A 15,056-nucleotide genomic window follows, 5' to 3' on the forward strand; every position below is an offset into this window, starting at 1 on the left:
GGCAGCCCGCTTTAACAGGGGTTGTCCTTTTCATTCCAGGGGTATAAATAAGAAGACAGACAGCTTCTAAGAAGAAGCGCAGGAGGGGAGTCACAATGGCTGATCGCAGGCAAAGAACACAACCTGAGAAGAAAACGGGTCCTAAGAAGAAAAGAAGAATGTCGGGGAAAACCTGGTTTTTCCTGTTATTTTTCACTGTAGTTATAGCTATCGTGTGCGGGATCATCGGGTATTCGCTTATTATTTTGAATGGTGAGCGGCTGCTGAAGGAAAGAGCCGATATGATGGTTATGGGCGAAGCATCTATTGTTTATGATGCGAATGGAGATGAAATTTCTCGATTGTCCACACCGGAAGAAAATCGTGAAATTGCCGAATATGATGAAATTCCGAAAGAAATGATGAACGCCGTAGTGGCGACGGAGGATCAGCGTTTTTACGAGCATGCCGGCATCGACTTTTTTGCAATTGGCCGGGCACTCGTCAAGGACGTTATCGCTCGCAGCGCGGTCGAGGGCGGAAGTACGATTACCCAGCAGCTAGCTAAAAATATGTTTTTATCCTCGGATAAAACGTTGTTCCGGAAAGCGACGGAAGCTTCGATTGCTGTCGCATTGGAAAACAACAATACGAAGGAAGAAATATTGACGCTTTATTTAAACCGGATTTACTTCGGCAAAGGCATTTACGGCGTCAAGGGAGCTGCAAAATATTATTTCAACACCGAGCTGAAAGACTTGAAGCTGTGGCAAATGGCGACGCTCGCCGGCATGCCGAAAGCGCCAAGCCGCTACAACCCGGTTAATGATGCGGAAGGCTCCAAGGTGCGCCGTGGAGTTGTGCTTCAGCTGATGTACGATCAGGGCTACATTACGAAGGACGAAATGGATGAGGCGAAGGCCGTTGATTATGTGACTCCGCCTACCGTAGAGCAAAGCAAGGACGAGCCTTATAAAGCGTTCGTTGACTACGCAGTAGAAGAAGCATTGAGAGTTATGCCGGATATGACCGAAACGGATCTGCGTATTGGCGGTTACCGGATCTATACGACGCTCAACCCAACAGCGCAAAGCGTCGTTGAGAAAGAATTTGCCGACGACTCCAACTTCGAGGAAAGCGTCGACGATAAGAAGGTTCAAGGCGCAATGGTTATTATCGACCATCGGGACGGGGCTATCCAAGCCATCGCAGGCGGCCGCGATTATGAACGCAAAGGCTTGAATCGCGTCGAATTGCCGCGTCAGCCGGGATCGGCGTTCAAGCCGATTACTTCTTACGGCCCGGCGCTGGAAACCGGTCAATATTTCCCGTGGACGGTTTTGAAAAATGATAAAACGTGCTTCGGCAACTATTGTCCTAAAGATTCAAGAGGTGCAACGCCGATTACGATGCAGGAAGCGGTTAAGCATTCCCGCAACTTGCCTGCCGTATGGACGCTGAATGAAATTGGCGTTAGCAACGGCGTGAAATTTGCGAAAAAGCTTGGTTTTGAACTGAGCGACCAGGATCGCAATCTTGCGATTGCGCTTGGCGGATTGACGGAAGGTGTTACACCGCTGCAAATGGCGACAGCTTACAGTACTTTTGCCAATAGTGGACAAACCGTTGATTCCCATACCATTAGAGAAATTACGACGAGCAGCAATACGGCTGTCTATACGTACAACGCTCCGTCAACTGAGCAGGTTATGAATGTGGATACCGCTTGGTATATGACTGAAATGCTGCAGACCGTTGTCCAATCCGGAGGTACGGGAACAGGTGCGGCAATAGACCGCCCGGTTGCCGGCAAGACGGGCACGACCCAGCACGGTATTCCCGGCTTTAACTCCAGCGCAAACCGTGATGCTTGGTTTGTAGGCTATACACCGGAGTGGACAGCCGCTGTATGGATGGGTTACGATCGAACAGATGAGCAGCATGTGCTCAAGAAGAGCAGTGCCCAGTCGGCTGCCATGTTCTCCAAGGTTATGAAGCAGGCGATGGCAGACATGCCGAAGTCCAGCTTTAAGAAGCCACAGGGCGTGAAAGAGCCGGTTAAAGATGTCGGTGCAGTAACGAATTTTAACGCTGTGTTTGTTCCAGAGCAAATGAAAGTTGCTTTGTCATGGCAAGGGGCAGCAAGCAGCAACATTTCGTATAAGGTTTATCGCAAAGCGATGGATCAAGCGGATTTCAGCTTGTTTGTTGATGCTGCTGGAACAACCGTTGATGATATGTCCGTTGCACCAGGCATGACGTACGACTATTATGTCATAGCAATCGATGCGGAAAACAATCTGACAAGCAAGCAGTCTGAGACGATAACCGTACAAATTCCCGAGACGGTCATTGATGTTCCAGACGTTCCGATGGATTCCCTTGATCCTGATGAAGGGGGGATTGAACTGCCATCCTTTAGTCCTGACAGCGGTATGACGCCAACCCCGACGCCTAGCATGGAGACACCTCCAATTGAAACCGTCGACCCAGGGACAGTTAGTCCCGAGCCTACGGATAACATGGCTAGCCCTCCAGTTGAGGAGGGTGGGCAAAATGGCGGCAATGTAGATGGAGGGGATAATCCGGCGAACGCGACGCCGGACCCCGCCCAAGGGGATGGAACGACTAACGAAGCCGGGTAGCAAGCGGCAATACGTAAGGAGCTGGTTACAGGAATGAGCAGGAAACAGTGGTCGGTATGCAGTGCTTTTGTAATGGCACTTCTCATAATGACATTGCTTGCCGGCTGTGGAGCGAAAGGAAGCTTGACCGGTAAAGGAACGGCGGCGGAATCAGGCAATGCCGAGAAGGTGATGCGCTGGGAGCGCATGCCGGAGATGGAACTGGATCTCAATAAATCGTATTCCGCCGTTTTTACAACGAATAAAGGGAATTTTACTGTGAAGCTGTATGCGAACGAAGCGCCTATTACGGTAAATAACTTTGTTTTTCTGGCTCGCCATGGCTTTTATGACGGTTTGACGTTTCATCGCATTATTGAGTCGTTTATGATTCAGGGTGGCGATCCGCAAGGCAATGGTGTTGGGACGCCTGGTTATTCGATTCCCGACGAGCTGGATACGGAAATTAAGTATGAGTCTGGTATCGTTGCAATGGCGAATGCTGGAAAGCCGAATACCGGCGGCAGCCAATTTTTCATTTGCACAGGCTCTGGCTCCGAGAATTTGAATCAGAACCCGAACTATTCCATTTTCGGCAAAGTTGTAAGCGGTATGGACACGGTGCTTGAAATTGCGAAGACGCCAGTTGAAAATAATGAGCCGCTTGAAGAAATCATTATTCAAAATGTAATCATCCAGGAAAAATAGCTTTGCCATCGCCGTCCCGTTACTGGGGCGGCGATTTTGCAGTGTAAGAAGGCTAAGCTTGGTTTATTTTTCAAGTCGGGTGGAGATGAGCGGCTGGTTATGGTAAGCTTTTTACAAAGCTATCCTTTACCATCGAAAGCCGTTACTTTAGGGCTTATCTCAACGGAAAGGTACGTTCCGTATGAAACGAAAATTTTCTGACCGTGCGAACTGGCGTCGCATTTTGCGCAAGAGCTACTCTTGCATCACGCTGGACAATGATGAGTTCCGAGGCTTGGTAACTTTTTACCGCATTCACGAATTGCGTGAGCCGCTTTGGAAAGAGTACAACGGACGCCGGCTTTGTCTGGCTGATCGAGGTTATTTGTGGATGCAGCATTTTCCTCGTGGCGAGCATTTCGTCGTGACGACGATGTTTGATGACAAGGGCCGTGTTGTGCAGTGGTACATTGACATTTGCAAGACACAGGGACTGACGGATCAACAGGTTCCCTGGTTTGATGATCTGTTTCTTGATGTGGTTGTTCTGCCAAGCGGTGAAGTATTTCTGCTCGATGAGGATGAGCTTGAGGATGCGCTGCGTCAGGGTGATGTAACAGGCAAGGAGGCTGCTATGGCACGCAAGACAGCCGGCAGGCTGCTGTCCAATATACGCAATGGGCGTTTCCGTTATTTTACGCTAAGCTTGAAGCATCGCAAAAGTTTGGCGGAGAAGACAGGAGAGTTAAGCGAGTCATGAAGCAAATGCCAAGGACAGGGAGCAGCCGACGCAAGCGGCGGACGAATAAGCGTCCGGGGCTGCTCTTGTTTCGTATGTTGGCCTGGTGCACCGTTGCTGGGGTGTTCTGGTGTGGTTATGTGTTATGGGTTATTAACAGCTATGATGCTCCTAAAGAGCGCGAGAAAGCGGATGTCGGTATCGTGCTCGGCGCCGCGCTTTGGGACAATGTGCCAAGTCCGGCGCTTAAAGAGCGTCTGAACTTGGCCTATAAGCTGTATGAGCAAGGCAAGGTGGACAAGCTCATTATGAGCGGTGGTCTTGATGCAGGGGGCGCAGTTGTGACAGAAGCGGCGGGAATGAAGACGTATCTGGTCAATAAAGGCATTCCAGAGGACAAGGTGCTGCTGGAGGACAAATCGACGAGCACGTATGAAAATCTGCTGTTCAGCAAAACCATTATGGAGCGCGAAGGTTTTGCGAGCGCTTTAATTATTACCCATCAATTCCATGCGCCTAGGGCACTGGAAATTGCGCAATTTTTGAACTATGCGTCAGTTGAAGCTGAGGGTACACCATCACAGGTATTGAAGCCGTGGAACGCTGAAGGGCGCGAGGTTCTGGCCTATACGAAATGGAAGCTTGACGCCCTGATGCTCTGGCTGGGCTGATCCTATGACAGGTATAGTTATAAAATCTGTTAATAGGACCGTTTATGCCTGAATACACTTGTAAAGCGGAACAATGCCCAAGCAGCGAGACTGCTGCATGGGAGCGGTTCCTGCTTGAATGCGGCGCTTATGCAAATGCGCTCATTCCTAATGACAAGTGCGAAGGATAGGTGATGCGTCAGATGAGCGGACATGTCAAATCGGGCACAAATAGCGGACCCAGGCCTTCAAGGCAAATTAACGTTATTCTCAGAAGCCATGAGACGTATGCAGTCGCAGCTTCTGCGCCCCTCACTGAAAGCGAGTCTTTGTCAGCGGTGAAGCCTTTGCCTGCGAGCGACCATTTTGCTGAAATTCAGAAAGAGCTTGAGCCAATGGTCGGGATGGAAAATGTGAAAACGCTGATTTATGAAATTTATGCCCTTCTCTATATAAGCCGCATGAGGTCGGAAGCTGGTCTTTTTGGCGGCTCGCATGTGTATCATATGATTTTCAAAGGCAATCCCGGTACCGGAAAAACAACGATTGCGCGCATCGTCGCCAAGCTGTTTCAAAAAATGGGCGTGCTGTCGAAAGGCCATCTGATTGAGGTAGAGCGTGCTGATCTTGTAGGCGAATACATTGGCCATACGGCTCAGAAAACGCGCGATTTGGTACGCAAGGCCATGGGCGGCGTGTTGTTTGTCGATGAGGCTTACAGTCTAGCCAGAGGCGGGGAAAAGGATTTTGGCAAAGAAGCGATTGATACGCTTGTGAAGTGCATGGAAGACCGGCGCAATGATTTTGTACTGATTCTTGCCGGCTACCCGGCCGAGATCGAGCATTTTTTACTGACGAATCCCGGCTTGCCTTCGCGGTTCCCGATTCAGATTGATTTTCCTGACTATTCGGTGGACCAATTGATTCAAATTTCCGAGCTGATGTCCAAGGATCGTGATTATCATTTGGCGCAGCAGTCCATATTTAAGTTAAGGCAGCATTTAATGACGGAGAAACAAAATGACATTTTTTCCTTCAGCAATGCAAGATACGTTAGAAATATTTTGGAAAAGGCGATTCGCCATCAGGCGGTGCGGCTTCTGAATCATTATGCAAGCGGTGTACCGCCAAAGCAAGAGCTATTGACCATCAGGCCAGAGGACTTCAAATGGGAGCCGAAAGCTTGATGGAGCCACAATGAATGATTGAGAGGGTAAACATATGCGAGAAAAGACGCACGATACACAGACTGACATCCAGGACCGGGCTATATTGGTCACTTTGGTTACACAACAAATTAAACGCGGTTCCAGTGACCCGGAGCATTCGCTTCAGGAACTGGTGAAGCTTGCTGAAACAGCAGGCGTTGAAGTGCTTACAACATTAACGCAAAACCGTGAAAAGCCTGATACAAAATGGTTTATCGGCAAAGGCAAGGCGGAGGAGCTTCGTCTGGTGGCCGATGAAATGGGTGCGACGACTGCTATTTTCGATCAAGAGCTTTCCGGGGCGCAGGTGCGCAATCTCGAAGAGATGCTGGATGTGAAAATTGTAGACCGGACGCAGCTTATTTTAGATATTTTTGCCCAGCGTGCGGGAACGCGCGAAGGGAATATACAAGTTGAGCTGGCACAGCTCAGTTATTTGCTGCCGCGCTTGTCAGGACACGGCAAAAACTTGTCGCGTCTTGGCGGCGGCATCGGTACGCGCGGTCCCGGCGAGTCCAAACTGGAGACAGATCGGCGCCATATTCGGGGGCGTATCTCTGATCTTAAAGCCCAGTTGGACGAAGTTGTTCGCCATCGGCATTTGTACCGCGAGCGCAGAAAGAAATCCGGCATCATTCAAGTGGCGCTAGTCGGCTATACGAATGCGGGCAAGTCGACGCTGCTGCGTCAGTTGACGGATGCCGATGTATATGTGGAGAATCAGCTGTTCGCCACACTAGACCCAACTTCACGCACGCTTGAGCTGCCTAACGGCCGCGAAGTAATTTTGACCGATACGGTAGGCTTTATTCAAAATCTCCCGCATGATCTCGTTGCCGCTTTCCGCGCGACGCTTGAGGAAGTGAACGAGGCGGATTTAGTGCTGCATGTTGTAGACAGCAGTTCGCCGATGCGCGATGAGCAAATGGCCGTTGTAGACCGCATTCTGAACGATCTTGGGGCTGCAGGCAAACCGACGCTGACGATTTATAATAAAATCGATCTTTGTTCGCCTGAGGAAGCCTACACGCTTCGTTCTGGTGGAGATTCTCTAATCATTAATGCGTACAAGGAAGCCGACTTGAAGCTGCTTTGCGATACGATTCAGGAAAAGCTGATGGGGGATACCATTGTTTTTGCGCTGCCAGCTTCCAGAGGCGATTTAATCGCGCTTGCCTATCGTACGGGGGAAGTAATTGAGCAAGAGGTGGACGGCGAAGAGGGAGAACTGCTTCGTCTGACGATTCAACTAAGCAAACAGGATTATGAAGTGAATGGGCACCGCCTGCATCCTTATATCGTATAAGGATGCCTCGGAGCCGATCGACAAAAGGGAGAGACTACAGCAGCAATGAACGGAAATAGCGGATTTGAAAATGGACGGAGCGGCAAGGAAGAAGACTTGGTATGGAAACGGCTTGAGGAGCTTGCTGAGGAAGCTGAGGAGCTTGCAGGCGATCGAATGAAGGCGGTTGACCGCATTGCGGAACGCAATCAGTGGAAGGTCATTCAGGCTTTTCAGAAGCATCGGGTCAGCGACTATCATTTTAGCGGCTCCACTGGCTATGGCTATAATGATCGTGGGCGTGAAGTGCTTGATTTGGTATATGCAGATATTTTCGGTGCGGAGGCGGCGCTCGTTCGCCCGCATTTTGTATCTGGGACACATACGATTAGCTGTGCCTTATTCGGGGTATTAAGACCAGGAGACGAGCTTTTATACGTTACAGGCAAGCCTTATGATACGCTGCATAAAGTCATTGGCAAGCCGGGCGATGGAAAAGGCTCCTTGCAGGATTTTGGCATCCAATACAATGAGGTGGCGCTGCTGGATGACGGCGGCCTTGACTGGGCAGGAATTGAAGCAGCCATTACAGCACAAACTAAAGTAATTGGCATCCAGCGCTCTCGCGGCTACAGCTGGCGTGCTTCTTTTACTGTGCAGCAAATTGGTGAAATAACGAGCCGTGTCAAGCAGATCAAGCCTGATGTGCTGGTGTTCGTAGACAATTGCTATGGTGAATTTACCGAGCTTTTGGAGCCGACCCAGGTTGGAGTTGATATAATGGCAGGTTCATTGATCAAAAATCCTGGCGGCGGCCTTGCCTCGACCGGCGGCTATATTGCTGGAACAGCGGCAGCGGTTGAAGCGGCAGCTTATCGCTTGACCGCTCCAGGAATTGGTGGCGAGGTAGGCGCTATGCTTGGGACGCTGCGCTCGATTTACCAAGGGCTGTTTCTGGCCCCTCATTTAGTGGGACAAGCGGTTAAAGGCAGCGTGCTTGCTTCTGCATTATTCACGCAGCTTGGATTTGATACGCAGCCTCACTGGGATACGCCGCGTACGGATTTAATTCAAGCAGTCAAATTTGGCAGCGCAGAGCATCTGATTGCTTTTGTACAGGGCATTCAGCAGGCAGCGGCAGTTGACTCCCATGTTACACCAGAGCCTTGGGACATGCCTGGTTATGAACATCCTGTCATAATGGCGGCAGGAACGTTTATTCAAGGCGGCAGCCTCGAGTTATCTGCAGATGCGCCTATTCGCGAGCCTTATATCGCTTACATGCAGGGTGGGCTTACGTTTGCCCACGCGAAATTCGGTATTTTGACGGCACTGAAGCGTCTCGTTGAAAATGGATTAATTGTAATTAAACCTCACATAACTTGACACTTCCTTGGTAGGACGTTAAAATAGATGTAAATGAGCGACTGGAAGGTTGATGTGATATGGCTGACGAGATACGTAGAAATATGGCCTTATTTCCAATAGGCATTGTAATGAAGCTAACTGATTTGACCGCCCGCCAAATCCGCTATTACGAGCAGCATGAGCTGATCGTACCGGCGAGAACGGCTGGCAACCAACGGCTTTTTTCCTTTAATGATGTGGAACGGCTGTTGGAAATTAAATCGTTGATTGAGAAGGGTGTCAATATTGCCGGAATTAAGCAGGTTATGAATCCGGTTTCCAAAGAATCCGATGATGCGACTATCGTTAGCGAGCAGTCGGAGGTTACACGCAAGGAACTGTCTGATGCCCAGCTTCACCGCATGCTCAAGCAGCAGCTATTGGAGAAACGGCCTGGTCAGGCCTCGCTTATACAGGGTCAGCTGTCGCGTTTCTTGCACAAGCGCTAGGGTGCAATCGTACGATTATAATCAAGCAAACAAGGGAGATGACTTTTAGTGAGCTATACTAAAGAGGATATCAAGAGAATTGCCGAGGAACAGAACGTAAGATTCATTCGCCTTCAATTTACAGATTTGCTGGGAACGATTAAAAACGTTGAGATTCCAATGAGCCAATTGGATAAAGCGCTTGATAATAAAATGATGTTTGACGGTTCTTCCATCGAAGGTTATGTACGTATTGAAGAATCTGACATGTACCTTTACCCGGATTTAGATACATGGGTCGTATTCCCATGGGTTGCACAAGATCGTGTAGCTCGTCTCATCTGTGATATTTATATGCCTGACGGCACACCGTTCGCAGGAGACCCGCGCGGTATTCTGAAACGTGCGCTGAAGGAAGCGGAAGAAATGGGTTATACGGCGATGAACGTCGGTCCTGAACCGGAATTTTTCCTTTTCAAAACCGATGAGCGTGGCGAGCCTACAATGGAACTGAATGACCAAGGCGGTTACTTTGACCTTGCACCTATGGACTTGGGCGAAAACTGTCGTCGCGAAATCGTGTTGACGCTGGAGGAAATGGGTTTTGAAATCGAAGCATCTCACCATGAGGTTGCTCCAGGACAGCATGAAATTGACTTTAAATACGCAGACGCGATTAAAGCGGCTGACCAAATTCAAACGTTCAAGCTCGTTGTTAAAACGATTGCGAGAGAGCATGGCCTGCATGCTACATTTATGCCTAAGCCATTGTTCGGCGTTAACGGATCGGGTATGCACTGCCACCAATCGTTGTTCCAAGGCAGCACTAACGTATTTTATGACGAGAGCGACAAGCTGGGCCTTAGCGCAACCGCTCGTTATTATATGGCAGGTATTTTGGAGCATGCTCGCGCAATGGCTGCGATCACGAACCCAACAATCAACTCGTACAAGCGTCTTGTGCCAGGATATGAAGCGCCTTGCTATGTGGCATGGTCCGCAAGCAACCGCTCGCCAATGATTCGTATTCCAGCATCAAGAGGACTGAGCACGCGCGTTGAAGTGCGTAACCCAGACCCTGCTGCTAATCCATATTTGGCACTTGCTGTTATGCTGAAAGCTGGCCTTGATGGAATCAAAAACAAAACGACTCTTCCAGCTCCAACAGACCGCAACATCTACATTATGACTGAAGAAGAGCGCATCGAATCCGGCGTGCCTAGCTTGCCAGTTGATCTTAAAGAAGCGTTGGATGAGCTGCTCCGCAGCGATGTCATCTGCAGCGCGCTCGGCGAGCACGCTCTGGCTCACTTCTATGAGCTGAAAGAAATTGAGTGGGATATGTACAAAACGCAAGTCCATCAGTGGGAAAGAGATCAATATTTGACATTGTTCTAAAGGTGGAATCCCTTTAATAGCGAGGGCTGAGGGGGAGTTAATAACGGGGGCAAGTTTAGTGGTTTTATTTAAATTACAAATCTGCCCCCCGATTGCCCCCCAAAATATTTTCAGTGTATGCTTCAATTTTTTCTAAATTCCTTATTGCTAGTTTATTCGAAATATGTGTGTATACATCAGAAGTTATTTTTATGCTACCATGACCCAGTTGCTCTTGGATATATCTCATATCTGCTCCTGCTTCAAGCATGAGAACTGCATAAGTGTGTCTGAGAGAATGTATAGGTAATGATGGTAAAGCTGAACGTTTTAATATGCGAGAGAAAGCATTGAATAATGATGATTTCGGCATAAAGTTTCCATTAACTCTGCAAAGAACAAGATTGAGATCGTGACGATATAAATCTCCTAAATTAAGTTTGTTCTGATTTTGCCAATTAGCATGATATTTTAAATCGTTTACAAGGTTATTAGTAATGTTAACGATTCTTTCAGAACTCGGCGTTTTAGTATCCCCGAACAACTCTTCTTCACTTTCCGCTTGAAAATCTAAAGTTTCATCAACTCTTATGGTTTTTTTCTTAAGATCAATATCAGACCATTTTAGACCTGCCGCTTCACCCTTCCTTATGCCAGTTTCAATCAATAATTTGAAAAATATCCAGTAAATGTATCCGTAATTATGTGCGTTTTTTAAGAAATAAGGAATATGGTCAGATTCAATAAATTGGGTTTCCCGTTTCTTCTTCGCCTTTTTAAAAACAATACCAACGCAGGGATTCTGATCAATTTTCCCTTGTAACAATGCTCGTTTCATCGCCCCGTACATAGTAGAATGAATAATTTCAACGGTCCTACGACTTAAATCTTTTTCTAAACAATAATCTATAAATGTTTGGTACATATCAGGTTTTAATTCTCGTAGGTAGAGATTTTTGAAATAAGGGACTATATGATTTTTAATGTTATTTAGATGTAAGTTTAATGTGTTTTTCCTAACCACGCCACGTTTGTAACGTTCAACCCAATTAAATAAATAATCAGCTAGCGGGAGATCAGTTATCTCAAAACCTTCTTTTTGTTTTCTTAAAAAATCTGCTGCTGCTAATTCTGCTTCAGGCTTACTTCTAAATCCACGTTCTGACTTTTCTCTTTTCTTCTTTGTGAATGGATCTATATACTTAAGTCTATATTCCCATCCAGTCGAGTGTTTTTTGTAATTTGCCAATTTCCTACCTCCAAAAGAACGTATGTTCTATTTTTATCTATGTAAAACCGTCTTGCGACGGTGAAAATGCAAGGTCCGTAATTGTATTTGTAGTAATTCTTATTTTCCCTTTTTACTTTTCTCTTTTGCTTCCCAAAACAGACCTATCAGAATATCCATGACTCTTCTTTTAGTATCTTCATCAAGAGGAACACCATCAAAAGTTATTTCTCCGTCTTGTTCTAATATACTTTTCAAATCTCTTTTATCTTTTTCTGTTGCCCATTCTGGTGCTTTTGTGGCTTCATAACCTAATAAATAATCAGGAGTAACATTATAAAAATCAGCTAGTTTATTGAGCATCTCATTACGTGGATTTGTATTTTGTTCCCAAGAATTATATCTGGAACGGCTAACCCCGATTCGTTCCGCAACTTCATATTGAGTGAGTCCAGTCTGAGCTCTTAACTTAGTTAAAATGACTCCAATTCCCAAAACAAACGCCTCCGACAATAAAATTATCCAAAACCCCTTGACGGATAATATAATTATCCAATATAATCAAAACAGCGAAAGGGGGATTTAAGTGGTATGGCAAATAAACGCGACAGATTTAGCGAACTAAGAATCGCGAAAGGCACTCAGGCGCAAGTCGCTAAAGAAAATGGATTATCAACTGTTTATGTTAGGAAAATCGAGAACGGAACATGCAATCCTGGCAGGGAAACTATGTTCAAGTTCGTAAAGTATTTTAAAGAGCCAATGGAGCTCTTATTTCCTGACCTCTTTGAAGGTAGTTAGCGATAATTTAATTATCTATTAGTCATTATAGATAATTAAATTATCGAAGTCAACAACGAGTTATTTTTTTTGTCTTGAATGGATAATTAAATTATCCAAATTCCTTTGTTTGTGAAAGGGAGGATAGAAATGATTGAAATTACGGTTGATGCACAAGCGGTTAAGGACTTGATTCATAGGAGAATAGCCGATTTGATCAAGGAAGTAGATGCTGAACTTGTTTACTGGGATACAAAAGAGCTTACGCGTCGTACCTGCATGTGTATCAATTCTATTAAAGAAAGCTTTTTTTACGACCCAAGATTCCCAAAACATAAAATAGGGACAAAATGGTATTTTCCAGCTCGGGAGACTAGAGAGTTTTTGGTGCTCTGGTTATCTGAACAATGATTTGGTTACGACCGGATACCAATTATTTTACGAAAGGAGAATCCTCTTGTTAATAAACATAAACGATATCAAGGTTAGTGACCGGATACGTAAGGACTTTGGCAACATAGAGGAATTGGCAGCTGACATACAAGCTAATGGCCTTATTAATCCGATTGTGATAACGCCTGATTATCAATTGATTGCAGGCGAGCGCAGGCTGCGTGCACACTTTTTCAATCAAGCGGAACAGGTCCTGGTGCGCATCATGGATATTAAAGATGCAGAACACCAACTCCAGCTTGAAATCTCTGAGAACGAGCATCGTAAGGAGTTTAGCTTTACGGAGCGCGTTGAATGGGGAAAGCGTCTGGAGCAGATTGAGAAGATAAAAGCGAAGGATCGCATGGCGGGTAAGGAAAATTTACCTGAGCAAACAGGTCAGGTTCGCGATATCGTCGCTGAACAGGCTGGTTTCGGCAGCGGTAAGCAGTATGACAAGGCAAAGTTCATTATGGATAATGCCACGCCGGAGGTTATCCAGCAGCTTGATGAGGGCCTTATATCCACTCATGCAGCCTATAAGCAGACAAGACAACTACTTGAGAATGCTGAGAGAGAGATTGAACAGGAACGGGAACGAGCTGATCAGGCTGAGCAAGAAAGAGCGGAATTGGAGCGGCGTTTTAAAAATTCTATTCCAGCTGATCAATTGGATGAAGCAATATCATCGGCGGTTGAACGACATCAGGAAGAAACAGGGCTTCTTCTTACTCAAAAGGAAGAGGAAAAGCAAATGCTCCTCAAAAAGAAGGAGAAAGAACTGAAATTGAAGCATGAACAGGAAATGGAGAACGGCGAGTTCGTGCTAAAGAATCTGCGGGAAGGCTTGAAGGATGCTCAAGAAAAAATCAGGGCACTGGAACTTCAACAGCCAAGTGATTTTGATGAGCAGTATGCAGCAGCCCAGCTTAAGAAATTAAAATTTGAAGCAGATTCAAACACTCTCCAAATCAGCATCCATGTGAAGCAGTTTTTGCAAAAGGTCGGCATTTCATCTTTTAACCTTGGTGCGATAGCAACGGCAAGTAGTTCCGAGAAAAAACGCCTGTCCGAGAGTATGGACATGCTTGAAGCATACATTGAGCAGATTCGTCCGGCCATCAATAGCAGAAAGGCAGTTGATTTAAATGGCAAATGATTTGATGTCGGTTGTGGAAAAGCAGCTTCAACTCACTGAATCCCAAGGCACCGCGCTTCGTTCCCTTTTCGATGGGATGAAGCAAATGAAAGAGGATGTAAATGAAAAGTTTGAAGAAGTTCAGATTATGGTTCAGGAGGTCCGTGACAGCGTGACTCTGATTGATGCGGAGTGCTATAAAGTCCAGTATGCTGTTCGCGTTACCTCAGGAAAGCTGACTAAGGATCGTTATAAAGAAAGTGATGAAAAATTCAAGGAATTGGTCGGCAAGTATCGCCGTATGATCTGGAGCAAATTGAAAGAAGAGTTTCAGGTAGCGAAGTATTCTCATATTCGCCGCGTTGACTTCGATCAGGCGCTTGAGTTTGTAGAAAATTTCAGACCGGAGGATTATATCTGATGAAAATGACTCCTGTATTATCCAGCAATCTTGCTGCTGTCGGCTACGATAACATCCAAAATGTCCTGCATGTCCAATTCAAAGGCAAGCAGACAATTTACGCTTATCGAGGTGTGTCAGTGGATTTATTCGATCAAATGATGTCTGCCCCTTCAATCGGAAGCTTTTATTCAAGAAACATCAAAAATCAATTTCAAAGTGAGGTGATCGCAAATGAGCACAGTGATCAAACATAAATGTCCTAAGCGTCTGGAAGGATGGAAGAGGCTGCATGATCTTTATTCCCTGATGAGGAGTCGCGTCATTTTAGAAGAGGCTGTCGATTTTTTGAACATGGAAATTCATGCGATGGAGAATTGGTTGCTCAATCGGGAAACGAAAATGTTGATGCCAAAACTATCGGCTACGGCACAATTGAATTTAGATGGTCAGGAAATGACCATAATTTCAACGGCGCTTGCTGAAAAGGCTGATCATTTAATTAGTCAAGGGGACCCTCGGTATGGGGAGCATCATCTGATTCTTGCTATAAAAGTGCGGAATGCTCAGATGGCATTTCATGCACGACATATGGCAGCCTTTCAAGAAAAGTATGGCTTAAATAAGAAAGAGCCTGCTAGTGGGCAGACTCTTCTTGGGTAAATATCTAGTTTGGCGACTGATATTGCCCCCA

17 protein-coding genes are annotated in these 15,056 nt (G+C 46.4%); 15 read left to right on the top strand and 2 right to left on the bottom strand.

The genetic code is table 11. The annotated features are described in order from the left end of the window. Positions 1 to 95 precede the first annotated feature (95 nt). From AC50Y5_RS08705 to glnA, 9 genes are all read left to right on the top strand, one after another. The gene (locus AC50Y5_RS08705) at positions 96 to 2,624 is read left to right on the top strand and encodes a transglycosylase domain-containing protein (protein WP_494859860.1); all 2,529 of its coding nucleotides are present in this window, start codon (positions 96 to 98) and stop codon (positions 2,622 to 2,624) included. Between the two features lie 33 nt (positions 2,625 to 2,657). Then, positions 2,658 to 3,311, top strand: a complete 654-nt coding sequence (locus AC50Y5_RS08710; RefSeq protein ID WP_056028066.1) for a peptidylprolyl isomerase — start codon at positions 2,658 to 2,660, stop codon at positions 3,309 to 3,311. A gap of 181 nt (positions 3,312 to 3,492) precedes the next feature. Next, complete coding sequence (locus AC50Y5_RS08715; protein WP_056028063.1) at positions 3,493 to 4,050, top strand: ribonuclease FAU-1 family protein; 558 nt, start codon at positions 3,493 to 3,495, stop codon at positions 4,048 to 4,050. Then, positions 4,047 to 4,700, top strand: a complete 654-nt coding sequence (locus tag AC50Y5_RS08720; protein ID WP_494859863.1) for a YdcF family protein — start codon at positions 4,047 to 4,049, stop codon at positions 4,698 to 4,700. Before AC50Y5_RS08715 ends, AC50Y5_RS08720 begins: the two co-directional genes overlap by 4 nt. Before the next feature lie 182 nt (positions 4,701 to 4,882). Continuing rightward, a complete protein-coding gene (locus tag AC50Y5_RS08725) occupies positions 4,883 to 5,866 on the top strand; it encodes an AAA family ATPase (RefSeq protein WP_099520164.1) in 984 nt (327 codons plus the stop codon). Positions 5,867 to 5,900: 34 nt separating this feature from the next. Further along, positions 5,901 to 7,193: a GTPase HflX gene (gene hflX, locus AC50Y5_RS08730; protein ID WP_056028060.1), complete on the top strand. Its 1,293-nt coding sequence runs from the start codon at positions 5,901 to 5,903 to the stop codon at positions 7,191 to 7,193. A 45-nt stretch (positions 7,194 to 7,238) separates the two neighbouring features. Beyond that, on the top strand, positions 7,239 to 8,558 hold the full coding sequence (locus AC50Y5_RS08735; RefSeq protein ID WP_494859866.1) for a methionine gamma-lyase family protein: 1,320 nt from the start codon (positions 7,239 to 7,241) through the stop codon (positions 8,556 to 8,558). Between the two features lie 59 nt (positions 8,559 to 8,617). Continuing rightward, entirely contained in the window at positions 8,618 to 9,028 is a 411-nt protein-coding gene (locus AC50Y5_RS08740; protein WP_046232536.1) for a MerR family transcriptional regulator, read from the top strand. Between the two features lie 48 nt (positions 9,029 to 9,076). Then, complete coding sequence (gene glnA / locus AC50Y5_RS08745) at positions 9,077 to 10,405, top strand: type I glutamate--ammonia ligase (protein ID WP_494824548.1); 1,329 nt, start codon at positions 9,077 to 9,079, stop codon at positions 10,403 to 10,405. 73 nt (positions 10,406 to 10,478) lie between these two features. Here glnA and AC50Y5_RS08750 read toward each other — a convergent pair whose 3' ends face one another. Beyond that, complete coding sequence (locus tag AC50Y5_RS08750) at positions 10,479 to 11,633, bottom strand: site-specific integrase (RefSeq protein ID WP_494859868.1); 1,155 nt, start codon at positions 11,631 to 11,633, stop codon at positions 10,479 to 10,481. A 99-nt stretch (positions 11,634 to 11,732) separates the two neighbouring features. Further along, complete coding sequence (locus tag AC50Y5_RS08755; protein ID WP_494859870.1) at positions 11,733 to 12,107, bottom strand: helix-turn-helix domain-containing protein; 375 nt, start codon at positions 12,105 to 12,107, stop codon at positions 11,733 to 11,735. A 96-nt stretch (positions 12,108 to 12,203) separates the two neighbouring features. Between AC50Y5_RS08755 and AC50Y5_RS08760 the strand changes: the two genes are divergently transcribed. From AC50Y5_RS08760 to AC50Y5_RS08785, 6 genes are all read left to right on the top strand, one after another. Then, entirely contained in the window at positions 12,204 to 12,413 is a 210-nt protein-coding gene (locus tag AC50Y5_RS08760) for a helix-turn-helix transcriptional regulator (RefSeq protein WP_494859872.1), read from the top strand. 129 nt (positions 12,414 to 12,542) lie between these two features. Continuing rightward, positions 12,543 to 12,803 (top strand): group-specific protein, encoded by a 261-nt coding sequence (locus tag AC50Y5_RS08765; RefSeq protein WP_494859873.1) that lies wholly within the window; start codon positions 12,543 to 12,545, stop codon positions 12,801 to 12,803. A gap of 46 nt (positions 12,804 to 12,849) precedes the next feature. Then, positions 12,850 to 13,983, top strand: a complete 1,134-nt coding sequence (locus AC50Y5_RS08770) for a ParB N-terminal domain-containing protein (protein ID WP_494859877.1) — start codon at positions 12,850 to 12,852, stop codon at positions 13,981 to 13,983. Continuing rightward, a complete protein-coding gene (locus tag AC50Y5_RS08775; protein ID WP_494859881.1) occupies positions 13,973 to 14,383 on the top strand; it encodes an ORF6C domain-containing protein in 411 nt (136 codons plus the stop codon). The genes AC50Y5_RS08770 and AC50Y5_RS08775 overlap by 11 nt, the downstream gene beginning before the upstream one ends. After that, a complete protein-coding gene (locus AC50Y5_RS08780) occupies positions 14,383 to 14,619 on the top strand; it encodes a KTSC domain-containing protein (RefSeq protein ID WP_494859882.1) in 237 nt (78 codons plus the stop codon). Before AC50Y5_RS08775 ends, AC50Y5_RS08780 begins: the two co-directional genes overlap by 1 nt. Continuing rightward, entirely contained in the window at positions 14,597 to 15,025 is a 429-nt protein-coding gene (locus tag AC50Y5_RS08785; protein WP_494859883.1) for a hypothetical protein, read from the top strand. The genes AC50Y5_RS08780 and AC50Y5_RS08785 overlap by 23 nt, the downstream gene beginning before the upstream one ends. The last annotated feature ends 31 nt before the right edge of the window (positions 15,026 to 15,056 follow it).

It is taken from the genome of Paenibacillus sp. JT22N7 (assembly GCF_059383875.1).